The 12753-nt window shown below is 45.2% G+C and carries 7 protein-coding genes; 4 read left to right on the forward strand and 3 right to left on the reverse strand.

The genetic code is table 11. The features are described from left to right. Window positions 1-3 precede the first annotated feature (3 nt). The 3 genes from DXN04_RS21825 to DXN04_RS21835 form a co-directional block, all read right to left on the reverse strand. Window positions 4-1953 carry a fibronectin type III domain-containing protein gene (locus DXN04_RS21825; protein WP_116855527.1) on the reverse strand — a complete coding sequence of 650 codons (1950 nt, stop codon included), beginning with the start codon at window positions 1951-1953 and terminating at the stop codon, window positions 4-6. A gap of 4 nt (window positions 1954-1957) precedes the next feature. Continuing rightward, window positions 1958-5959: a hypothetical protein gene (locus DXN04_RS21830; RefSeq protein ID WP_116855528.1), complete on the reverse strand. Its 4002-nt coding sequence runs from the start codon at window positions 5957-5959 to the stop codon at window positions 1958-1960. Between the two features lie 144 nt (window positions 5960-6103). Further along, window positions 6104-6646, reverse strand: a complete 543-nt coding sequence (locus DXN04_RS21835; protein ID WP_116855529.1) for a hypothetical protein — start codon at window positions 6644-6646, stop codon at window positions 6104-6106. Window positions 6647-6916: 270 nt separating this feature from the next. On the opposite strand from DXN04_RS21835, the gene DXN04_RS21840 reads away from it, so the two are divergent. The 4 genes from DXN04_RS21840 to DXN04_RS21855 all read left to right on the forward strand — a co-directional run bounded on the left by DXN04_RS21840 (window position 6917) and on the right by DXN04_RS21855 (window position 12079). Beyond that, on the forward strand, window positions 6917-7927 hold the full coding sequence (locus DXN04_RS21840) for an NAD-dependent epimerase/dehydratase family protein (RefSeq protein ID WP_116855530.1): 1011 nt from the start codon (window positions 6917-6919) through the stop codon (window positions 7925-7927). Between the two features lie 8 nt (window positions 7928-7935). Then, window positions 7936-8523, forward strand: coding sequence for a Crp/Fnr family transcriptional regulator (locus DXN04_RS21845; RefSeq protein ID WP_116855531.1), 588 nt, complete (start codon window positions 7936-7938; stop codon window positions 8521-8523). Between the two features lie 225 nt (window positions 8524-8748). Then, the gene (locus DXN04_RS21850) at window positions 8749-10443 is read left to right on the forward strand and encodes an RICIN domain-containing protein (protein WP_116855532.1); all 1695 of its coding nucleotides are present in this window, start codon (window positions 8749-8751) and stop codon (window positions 10441-10443) included. Window positions 10444-10579: 136 nt separating this feature from the next. After that, entirely contained in the window at window positions 10580-12079 is a 1500-nt protein-coding gene (locus tag DXN04_RS21855; RefSeq protein ID WP_116855533.1) for an RICIN domain-containing protein, read from the forward strand. Window positions 12080-12753: the final 674 nt, after the last annotated feature.

Below are 12753 nucleotides of genomic sequence, written 5' to 3' on the forward strand. Positions count from 1 at the left end.
AGTTTAATAGATTACTTCAATTACCCTGCTCATGGTGGACTTTACATCCCCATGTAGTACGGCGCTGATTTTATATTTATATACATTGCCCGGGAAGAGGAGACTGTCTGTAAATTCATTGACGGTGCCCGGCTGGGTAGTATACAGGGTAAACAAATCATTATTCTTCGCCCGGTAGATGCGATATTGCTTTACACCGGGGAGCAGGTATGCCCAGTGTAATACGATGCGGTTATTTTGTTTTTCCGCCCTCCAGGTGGAGATGGGTGTACGGCTGCCTGATTCAAAATAGACATCGCTGCTGGTTTCGATGGCTTTATTCCCTGCATCATCCCGGGTAATGAGTTCATAGTAGTAAGTGTTACCTTGCCGGACAGCGGTGTCAATGAAAGCGCTGATTAATTGGGTGCTATCCCAGCTGGCTACCTGTAGTGGAATGCTGTCTTTTGTATTAATCCTGTACAGGGCATATTGAATAGCATCTTCACTCGTGCTGTTATACCAGTTCAGGCGGATAGCGGTATCTGTGCTAATGACCCGGGTGAATAAAGCTGCGGACGGAGGAATTGTATCCGGTCTTTTTAATAGAACAGGGAGCGAATAGGGTGAAGTATTGTAGTTTTTATCTACAGCAATTATTTTAAAATAAATGCGGGGACTAAGTGTATGTAAAGTAATAGTATCAGCAAATGAAGGAATATTAATTATCGTCTTTGTTACTTCTACAAATTCTTCTCTTAGGCTGTTAGCCCGGAATACACGGTAGCCAAGCAAATCAGGTTCCGTATTCGCATGCCAGGACAAGGTAACAATACCTGCAGAATCTACACTCCCTTTTAATGCAGTTGGGCTGGCCGGGCCTATCGTATCTATCAGTTGGGCAAAGTAAGGAAATGATAAAATCTCCTGCCCTTGTTTTGTAATTCCTTTAATCCGGTAATAATTTGCAGCAGCAGGATTTTGGTCTGTATAAGCATATAGGATTTTATTATAAGTAGCAATAGGAAGAAATGGACCTTTGCTGTTGTTGGCTCTTGTAATAATGATCCTGGATAATTGATTGCGCAAATCTCCCGGTAGGAGCCAGCGGATCTCAATGCTTTGATTATCCTTTACGATGATGGTATCCAGTACAGGCCTGTCGCTTAGCTCCTGAATGCCCATCGCAGTGATTGTTTCAGAGTAAGGACCATATTCTCCGAATGGGGTAATTCCTTTGATCCGGTAGAAATACCTATGCTCATTTTCGGGTAAGGTATCTTTAAATTGAGCGGAAACTACCGGCAGTACTGAAATAGCCTGGAAGTCCTTTCCATTTGCAGATCGCTCTACAATGTAAGCTGTATAGCTATCTTTTCGCCATGCCAGTGTGGCTGTCTTATCAGCACTGATGATGGTCAGTTCACGGGGTTTATGCAACAGCCTGGGTACCGCAACGACTACAGCGGTATCGATCAGCATATTCTTTGCCTGCCGCGCCAGCGAAATGCGGTAGATGTAACGCTGACCTTCCTTAATGTTCCTATCCTCAAAATACAAACCCGCACTCTTTGCTGCAGGAATGGACAGATCGCAGGATAACAATGCCATAGCCATTCTCCATTCGTGCTTATTTTTGGTGTCGTAGAAGGATCCAAAACCTTTTTCTGCTACCGGGTTTTCTCCGTAAATGACCTCCGCTACAATAGCCACCCGTTCATTATTGGCATCCATTTCAGCCAAAGGAATGGGTTGAATGGGTTGGGGAGTCAATAAGGTGGCTTTTTTTTCGCCAGGGGTAAGGCGCTCTATAGTATAACCATACCTGATCCCTAATGACCATCCTACAATACTGGAGGGTGCCCATCGTAACCTGATTAAGCCAGGCTTTACATCTGCCACAGCAGCGATATGGTGGTCCTGTGCTACTACCAGGTGACAATAACACAGTAAAAACAACAAGATACGGTACATGGAATTATAGTTTGTAAAAAATGCTTTTGGTAATAGATGAGGTGATATGGTTTGTGCCCGGTAAGCGGTAAGCAAGATCTACAGGATAATAAATGTTCCGCTGCAGATCAGGATACAGGCTACCCAGGAATGGCGATGAAGGATTGAGTTTTGCGGTGCTGTTCAGGAGTTCATGGTAGTCAGTGTTGGCTTCACAGGATACATAATAGACCATGCGGGCACGCCCTGCCGTATAATCGTCGTTGGCCAGGTAAACAGCGTCCAGCGGTGGGGTGCTATTTGCATAAATCAACGGTATAATCTGGGTTTGCAACCAACTGTTATTGGTATTGGCCTTCGCCGACACAAGGTCTTTCAACTCACATTCATCGAAAGTCTCCGGCAGATCCCAGCGCTGGCCAATGACACTGATGTAGCCCGTACCTACATCAAAGAAATCTTTCTGATTACTGGCGGCACTCATTTTTTCAACAAAACTGTTATACCTGCTGGTACGGAATCCATATGCCAGCAGCTCCTTGCTGATGGCGGCAGTAGCAGTCCCTTTCAGGGTATTTTGGGTAATAGTGGTAGTATCTCCGCTGGCAGTAATGCTGGTATTACTACCCGCAATCACATTACCTGTACTTGCCCCTGGTTCTTTTATGATGCTCAGCTTGTAATCCATTTCCTTCATCATGCCTGGGGGAATAGCAAAATTGAGTTGAGCCATACCTGAGTCATAAGCAAAGGATGTTTTTAAAGACGGCCCCTTGTCAGCATTGAAGTTGAGGCTGACATCGTCAGAGAATAGATAAGGCTGTCCCCGTTTGAGTTTAATATATCCACCAGGCGATTCCTTTGGAAGAAAATGTGCCTGCCCTTTTACGGGGTATTCATAGGCTACGTTCTCCCATGGAATATAATCAGGCGCTGTACCTGTTGTAAAGGTAGCGGACCTGGTTTCATGATCATCCAGCACCTGCCAGTTTGCTCCATTTTTTCTTTCTATATGCACTTTGGCATTTACATTCAAAATAGTAGTTGCCGGCAGAACATCCCTGAGTTGTAAGGTGGCGGCTGTACCATCACCTGAAATTTCAGTTATTCCTGTAATGATTGTTTTATCATGCAATAAAGTAATCCCATCCAATTGTACCCTGTAGGTTTCCACTTCATCATAATTATTCAGCATGGCAAATGCCTGGCCTACAGGAATATTGAAGGCCACCTGCGGTGCAGCAAATACACTCACTTCGCCGGATTGATGTGCCGGGCTGATATCATTGATAATTGCCAGGTCCAGCTCCTTTGCATCGGTCAACTCACATTGCGATCCCAATTCAACTTTGATATTCGCGGTACCATGTACCATTCCTCCTAATACGGAATACTTCACGCCCAGCGTGCCTTTCATCCAGGCGGGATTAGGCATCTTTGCCTGTAACAATACAGCTGCCGCCAGCCTGGCAATCGGAAACCCGCGTTTCTTGCCGAAGACTTTCACCCGCATCCCTAATTCCCCGTTCAGATAAGCATAGGCCTGGCCGGAGGCATACCAGCCATTGATCCCAATGATTTCATTACTCCCTTTACAGCGGGCTTCTCCATAATCACGCAGGCAAATATCAGCACCTGCACCAATATTAAAATCTCCATATACCCCGTAATCAAAACTGAATCCCATGCAGAAATGTGCGCCAAAAGCCAGACCGGCTCCGTTTTTGAGCGGGAACTCCATCGTGTTATAATCACCAAGTACATCACTCACTTCTTTCGGCAAAGGTGGCATGTCTTCCACCTGGGAGCCGGTCATAAAATAAGTCTTCACAGTCGCAAGTCCGGCAATATCCAGGTTAAACATCTGCGAAGGACGACCTATATAAAAGTACCAGCCATCCGGCCCTGTATGCAAGGCACTCTCCCCGGTACCTTTTATGAAACAATTGATGTAAGTTTTTGCAATCGCATCAAAGGTACCATTCACCTGGTCATAGCGCATTTTCAGGTTGATGCGCACAGGTGCGCCATCATCATGGGCAGGAGCCTTAAGGGGCAAATGCAATACATATCCGTCTCCATCAAATTGCGCATACCGGAAGGCACCATCTGTACCAAACTGCACTTCCAGCGATGCGTTGACATTGACGATCATTTCTTTGACAAGTGCGAGGGATACACCTCCCATAAAACCAAGCCCGGCTTTGCTGGTGGGCGTGTATAAAAAGATTTCATCCTGGGCCTTCAATCCTCCCTGTTCATCGACTTTATTCCGGGCAGCATAAGCATCAAAATCAGCAGGTCTTTCCATATGATAGGATAGCCCACCCATCAACCCAGTGAGATTGAGCATAGGCGGTATCGGTATATTCGTTCCTACGTACGCGTCTACATGGTAATACCTGTAATCATCCTTTGAACCGAAATAAGCAGTGGCCTTTGCTGCTGGTATTGGCCCGGGCAGACTAAAATTCAAATACCCCCTGAAGCCATTGCCATAAATGGGATGCTTGTCGAACAGCGTTAGGATGCCATCCATCTTAAATGCCATCACAGCTACGCTGAGATGAATATCACTGATCCTGACCTGGCCATCACTCACTATAAAGGTCGTAGCAGCGCTAAAACCTTTGTCCGCCGCATTCATAAAATTCATTTTCACATCTGCACCGATAGCGATCTTACCTTCAGCAATGCCCAGGCGGATACTGTCAAATGAAATTGGGAAAGCAGCCATCTTACTACTGTTGCTGCTCAGGGAGAAAGTACCGCTATGTACATAGGGAGCCTGGGTAGAAAGCACCAGGTCCTGGAAAGCTACCCCTCCTATATTCAATACGCCTTTGTTAATATTGAGCTTTCCATGCAGGGTAGCTTCGGGCACAAAATCCCTTACATCTATCCTGGAGTTTTGATCTAAGATAATTTCACCGGCAAAGCATTCGTACTTCCGGTTGTCTGTTATTGCCAATGCGAAGGAATAATAGGGATTGTCTCCCCGCATATTCACAGCGGCCGTATAGTCCACGGGGCTTGCTCCCAGGAAAGGTATTTGCAACTGTCCGCCCAGGGAACCGCCATTGAGTTTATTTTTACTGAAACCAATACTGAGAGAATTGATGGATATGGGCCATCCACCGAGGTTCGCATCGCCTAATGGCAAAAGGTCTTTGCCGCTCAATGTGCCGCTGATGCCCTGATCGTCTATCATAAAATCAGTCACCTTCAGCACGGGCCTTCCCAATTGTACAGGCAAGGCAACTTCCAGTTCCTGCAGGTAAAATCCCCGCCACAATGCATCTGATGCCGGCAGACCTGCGGGATTTGCCAGGTCACTTAAGTCCACTACGGCATTCGTGACCTTAAAACTAAAGTCGTTCAAACCTGCAATATGAAAAGCGGGCAGGTCTATGGCGGCCATAATATCACTGAGATCGGATACATGTACCTGCAAGCTGGCTTTTAGCTGATTTAGGGAGGGATCCTCCGGTGTCAGCCACTTAGGATCAAATTCAAAGATGCCGCTTAAATTAGCCCCTTTAAAGCCGTTACAATCCCATTCGATATAATTACGCCCATCGCCGGGAAAAACGAGCTGTAGGTGCTCGTTCAGGCCAATATGCTGATCGCTGAGTAATACCAGCTTTGTAGCACCGCCTGCACCGATGCCGCCGGGTGTGAAAGCGATATCCTTCCCGCCAAAAATCAGGTCATAATCCGTACCGGGAAATGTAAATTTGAAATATGCATTCAGGTAAGCACCCCTGGGTGTGAACCGTGCACTGTCAATGGCAATGACATATACCCGGCCATTGATCTCACGGACAAGGCCTACGGGCAGATGGCCCATTTCCTGCGATCCCAGGGCACTTATATAGTGCCCGCTATCCTGTATTGCTTTAAATATACCTGCTACATAGTTTGTATCCGGTGTGGTACCTGCCAGGGAGCTGGCGGGAGATAACAGACATAGGATGACCAACCACAATTGCTGTAGCACAGGTATAGGGTTACCGTTAAGCTTCATGATGATCAGGTTTCAAACAATATTTTGAATATATGATTATTTTCGCATTAATAATTATTTAATTATTTCAGGAAATTCTTATGATCGGGTGAATATTGTTTGTGCTGCTGTTTAACATGAAGAAAAAGTGGACCGGAAGATCGATCACGGCTCCAGCAGTAGTTCCCTGACGGTTTCATTCCCTGCCAGGTCTTCCGCTATCACTTTAATTTTACCACCCGGCGGCAAACTCGCCGCGGTAAAAGACCAATCTACACCATTCCTGCCTAAAGTAGCCTTTCCCCTTTCCTGCAGCCGTCCTTCGGCATCAAATATGCGTACTTCCACATCCGCTACCCTGAATTCATCTTTGGCTTTTACAACTACTGTTGTGTCTTCGATTTTGATCTGCTGTACTTCGGGGGAATTATATGCATCCTTGATCGCCATATTCCAGGCGTTTTGTCCCGGGCCGGCTTTGGATTGATAATAAGCCAGCATCTCAGGGTCCTGCAGAATAGCCTTGGCATAACCTGCTGCTACCATCATCTTCGCCCTGGCCTCCAGCTGCTTAGCTGTGGGCTTTTTATTGGAGGGTCCACGCTTCCTGGCGATGATAACCAGCCCGTTTCGTTTGTAAATAACGAATTCTTTGCCCAGGCGGCCTTCGACGCATTGAAAAAGAACACTGTCTTTAATGATTGCCATAAAAATTGTTTTTGGGGTTCAATAATCAATGTTAAAAAATAGTAAGAAGCTATAGTGCTTCTTTTATACCAATTGAGTATTAATACGTCACTTTTTCGTCACCAGGAGTACACCTCAATATCCATTCGATATTGAGGTGTACTCCTGGTGACCTTTTAATGACCTTTTAATGACCTTAATGTTTCGAAGCCCGGACGAATTTAACTAACAAATGTCAAGTAGATTCGGTGGCCCGGTGCTGACATTTGTGTTGTCAAAAACAAATAAGCAATGGCACAAAAGCATTTAGCCCTCGTATCCGGTGCAAACGGACATTTAGGCAATAACCTCCTGAGACTCCTCATCAAAAAAGGCATCCCTGTAAGAGCGACCGTAAGAAATATCAATAACAAAACCCCTTTCCATGGCCTCGATTGCGAAGTAGTGCAGGCAGACATCACCGACAAGGCTTCTTTTGTCAAAGCCCTGCAGGGAGTTGAGACTTTCTATGCAGTAGGGGCCTCTTTTAAACTCTGGGCCAGGGATCCTAAAAAGGAGATCTATGATGTGAATATGGACGGCACCCGCAATACCATCGAAGCTGCCGCCGCTGCAGGTGTAAAAAGGATTGTGTATGTCAGCTCCATTGCAGCACTGAACTATGCGAAACTACCCACCAAAGAAAGCAATGGATATAATCCTGACCGCCGGGATATGTATTACAACTCTAAAAATGACGGTGAATTACTGGCATTCAAACTGGCCAAAGAACTGGGTATTGAACTGGTATCGGTAATGCCTTCGGCAATGATCGGCAGCGAAGCTTTTCTGCCATTGAATGTTTCTTATGGCATTCTCCGGCTCATTCTCAACAAACAAATTCCGATCGATACAAGGATCACACTGAACTGGGTAGATGTAAAGGATGTAGCAGAAGGATGTTACCTTGCTGCACAGAAAGGCAGACCCGGTGAGCGTTACATCCTGGCGAATGAACAATGCATGACGATTACAGATACCACCAGTCTGGCACAGGAATTATATCCTGCACTGAAATTGAAAATTCCGGGCAGGGTACCCAAATTCATGCTCTTTGCAATTGCCGGTGTGATGGAATTGTCTGCGCGGATGAAGCATAAAGCGCCGGTGCTGACAAGGAAAGATATTGCCATGTTTGCCGGCCTGCAACAGGATTTTGATATTTCCAAAGCAAGAAAGGAATTAGGGTTTAATCCTACATCACCAAAGCAGGCAGTGACGGAAGCACTAGCCTACCTGATGGAACACAGGGAATTATTGTAACTTCGCTTATGCATAGAAAACTGCTGCAATATATCACTTCTAATATAACACTCACGGAAAGGGATATAGCACTGATTGAAAAATATTTCGACCCGGTGCTATATCCCAAAAACCGGATCCTGGAAGAAGAAGGGAAGGCACCCCAGTACCTTTACTACATCGTATCCGGTTATCTCCGGCTCTTTCATTATAATGAGAACGGGGATGAAGTCACCACACATATTAATTGTCCGCCGGGATTTTTTACTTCTTATTTTAATTTCATTCACCAGACCAGGTCTGATGAAAATGTAGAATGCGTGACGGATTGTGAACTGCTGCGAATTACTAAAGCAGACCTGGATCAGCTGACAGCAGAAAGTGATGCTATGAAAGATTTTAGTATACGGGTGTTTCAGCAATCTATTAGTTATAATGAAAACAGGTCGAAAGAATTAGCTACACTCACCGCTGAACAACGGTATTTGAAATTGATTAATAATTACCCGGATATTTTGCATAATGTACCCGTGCAGTACATTGCATCTTTCTTAGGGATGAAGGCGGAAAGCCTGAGCAGGATCCGGAGGAAACTGGTGAATGAGCATAAAGGGTAACGAAATTCAAAACGGCTATTTATTTAAAAGACGTAAAAGAAGCATCTATCCTCCCCTGTGCAAAAAGGCACTTCCCTTTATGAAATATCATAAATCCCCCTATCAAATTCACGAAATATCGTAAGGTTCGCGCCTATCCATTTTTCTTAATCCCCTCATTCGCAAACCATTGTTAATATGGCATAGTATTCGCCAACCCCGCTGCCAGAAATAACCAATATTCTTATGAAGAAAACCTTTCTCGCCGCAGGGCTGCTGCTTGCCCTCTTATCTGGCTGTACAAAAAAAGACCTTAATGAAAAAGCCCCAACTGTAGCTGCCGGTGCCGCTGCCGGTTCTCCTGTCGGAGATGTTGTCGGCAAAGTGACCGTTGGCTACCAGGGATGGTTCAATGCTCCCGGCGATGGTTCCGCTGTAAACAGGTGGACACACCAGAACCTGGAAATGTGGCCGGATATGCGTGAATACACGACTACTTACGCCAGCACATTTCCTATGCTGGCCAATGGCGATACCGCAAAGATGTTCTCCTCCTATGATCAATCTACGGTAAACACCCACTTCAGGTGGATGCAGGAAAACGGAATCGATGTAGCCGCACTGCAAAGGTTCTCAGGGGAACTGGCTGATCCTGCCTTTAAATCCATGCGTGATGGCATGGCACAAAAAGTAAGAGCTGCTGCCGAAGCCACCGGCCGCAAGTTCTATATCATGTACGATGTATCGGGCGATGTCAACATGCAGGAACGTTTAAAATCTGATTTTACCAATACAATTTTGGGTAGCCTGGATTTACTCTCCTCCCCTGCTTATGCCAAACAAAATGGCAAACCAGTAATCTGTATTTTCGGTATGGGCTACCAGGGTGCTCCAGCACCCGGTCCCGGCGATTCCGCACAATGCCTGGATGTAATCAACTGGTTTAAAAACCAGGGATATTACGTGATTGGCAGTGTGCCGATGGACTGGCGTGAACCTAACGTGTTCTCACGCAGCAATTTCAGCACTGTATACAATTCATTCAATATGCTGGCACCATGGGCCGTGGCGGCACAGGTAGTGGCTACTTACCAGCCATGGATCCAGGGTGATTTTGATTATTGTGAAGCACATGGTATCGATTATCAGCCGATTGCTTACCCCGGTTTCTCTTTTCATAATTCGAATGCAAACAGTCCGCTGAATGAGATTCCGCGTAACCACGGCGATTTCCTGTGGGCACAGGTAGCGGTGATGAAACAGGTAGGTGTGCATAGTCTGTACATCGCCATGTTCGACGAGGTAAACGAAGGCACGGCGATTTTTAAAGTGGCAGAAAATGCTTCGCAGGCACCGGCTAACACAACTTTTGTACACCTGGACCAGGACGGTGTGGCAGTGTCTGCCGACTTCTACCTGCGACTGGTGAATGATGCCGGCAAAATGATTAAGGGTGAAACACCTTACCAGGCTACGCATCCTACACAGCACATCATTGGTGGAAGCGGGCCGCTGGCGGACGGAACGTATAAGATCATTAACCGCAACAGCAATCTTTCACTGGACGCTGCGGGTCAGGGTACTGCCAATGAAACAGCGATACAGCAATATGGGTATAGCGGTGGTACCAATCAGCAATGGACGATTACAAGTGTAGGTGGAGATCACTATAAGATCATCGGGGTGCAGAGTGGCAAAGCACTGGATATAAAAGGACAGTCTTTATTGGATGGGGCTGCACTGCAATTATATGATTATAATGGTGGGGCGAATCAGCAGTTTATTCTTTCACCGGTGACAGGTGGGTATTTTACGATCCAGGGAGTACAGAGTGGTAAGTTGCTCGAAGTGCCGGCGTTCTCTACGACAGCGGGTACGAAGATAGAACAGTACCAGGCGAATAATGGGGCGAACCAGCAATGGATCATTACAAAATTATAATAGGAAGCCCGCTTGCTCAAAATTGGGGCAGCGGGCTTTCTTCAAAGTCACCAGGAACAATTATTTTTTTTTAGCGTTGAAATTCCTGGATAGGAGATTTCAATGTGCAAATACCCTTATTAAAATAACCTGACCAATGCTACGCAATTATATCCTAATATTGCTCACCCTTCTTCTTGGTGCCTGCACCCCGAAGGGCGCAAATGACGACAATATGCTCAAAGCAGATCAACTGGCTTTCGCGGCCCCGGCAACGGGCTATGGCAGTCTCAAAGACACCAACATCCTTTACTTTGGCAGATGGGATTTCAGCGACAGCACAAAATTTAACGCCTACTGGGGTGGAGCCTATATCAAAGTCAACTTTACAGGTACCACCGTAAAGCTGCAAACCGCAAATATCAGTAACTTCTATGCCAGCATAGATGGCGGTCCATGGATATCCTACAAAGATGCAGGAGGCACTAAGGGAGTCATCAACCTTACACCTTCCCCGCTTTCTGCCGGGAATCATACCCTCAGTATTGCACAGGGAAAGGACTACGACTATCTATTCAGTTTCCAGGGCCTGATCCTGGATCCGGGGGCTACTACCAGCAAACCAGCTGCATCTGACTACCTCATCGAATATATCGGTGATTCCATCACTGCCGGCTACCTCGATGACCAGGCCAATGTATCGGACTATGCCTGGATTTGTTCCGAAGCATTAGGTACCGAGCATACACAAATCGCGTACCCTGGTATTGCCCTCGTCAGCAGTCCGCGACATGGGGTCGCCATGGATAGCCAGTATTTCAAATTACAGCCACCGAATTATTCACCCCGTATAGCATGGGATTTTTCAAGGTATACACCGAAAGCAATTGTACTGAACCTGGGTACGAATGATAGTGATTATGAAGATTCAGACAGCACTTTCCAGGCTGTATACGAGTATTTATTAGGCAGTATCAGAACGAAGTTCCCGCAGGCAGAGATTTTTGTACTTCGTACTTTCCTGGGCATCAGGGCACAACCTACTGCCGCAGCAGTAGCGGCACGTATTGCCGCTGGTGATAAGAAGGTGCATTATGTAAATACCGAAGGCTGGATTACACAATCTACTTCTGATTATCTCACAGACAACCTGCATCCAAGTGAATCAGGGCATATCAAAATAGCGGGCTTATTGCGGGCGGTATTAGCGCCATATGTAAAAGGGACGACAGTGATTCCGGATGGGACTTATACAATTGTTAACAAGAACAGCGGTCTCGTATTGGATGCTGCAGGTCAGGGTACTGCCAGTGGAACGGCTATACAGCAGTATACAGAGAATGGTGGCAGCAATCAACGCTGGCAACTAAGTTCACTGGGGAATAACCGGTATAAGATCATCGGGGTGCAGAGTGGGAAGTCTTTTGATATCAAAGGGCAGTCGCTGGCGAATGGTGCGGCATTGCAATTGTATGATTACAATGGAGGTGAGAATCAGCAGTGGATCATCAGCAAAAATGCAGGTGGCTATTATACTATCACCGGTGTACAGAGTGGCAAGGTATTGGAGATTCCTGCCCTTTCAGTGACACCCGGTACTGCGGTGGAACAGTATGAGAATAATGGAGGGAATAACCAGTTATGGTTGTTTAAATAAAATAAATACGGCTGTATTTTTGAAGTACAGCCGTATTTATTAAATACCAGAACTTATTTCATAAATGGGATGTAAGCCTCCTTAATATGGTATAAGCAAAAGCGAGATGAACCCTTTTCATTTTAATTCTTCTTCAACGTATTCACACAAAGTTTGAAATAAATAACTTTCAATTCATCGGCTGATTTATCCTTATTTAGAAGCTGAATCATCTCTATTCAGTGATGTTCGCTTCAATCTTAAATTTCCTTTGAAACCCAAAAGTCATGTCCAACATTATTTTTTTATCAAATACCAGTCCCAAAGCTGCTAGAAATCCTTTAATGTAGATTTTATAGGTATTGTAATCAGGCTCTTCTAAAAAAAAACATTCTAGGACTTTTTTGCAGTGTCTCAACAAATAATTTAATAGAAGATTTAATATCCATAGTATATTATTTTACTTCAGTTTTCATGTTTTCGTAATTGTAAAGTTTTGACCGTAATTGTAAAGAGTATAATGATACACACCCGCGTTATAATAATTGTAAAACGTAGTTAATGGGAAAGGGGCTCATAAATAATAAAAAGAGACAACCACAACTTACCAAACTATTGATAGTTACACATGATATTAATGAAATCCTTATTTTCGAACAACCATATATCATCAAACCTCAATCATCATATTCATT

Source organism: Chitinophaga silvisoli (assembly GCF_003412465.1).
Lineage (GTDB): Bacteria > Bacteroidota > Bacteroidia > Chitinophagales > Chitinophagaceae > Chitinophaga > Chitinophaga silvisoli.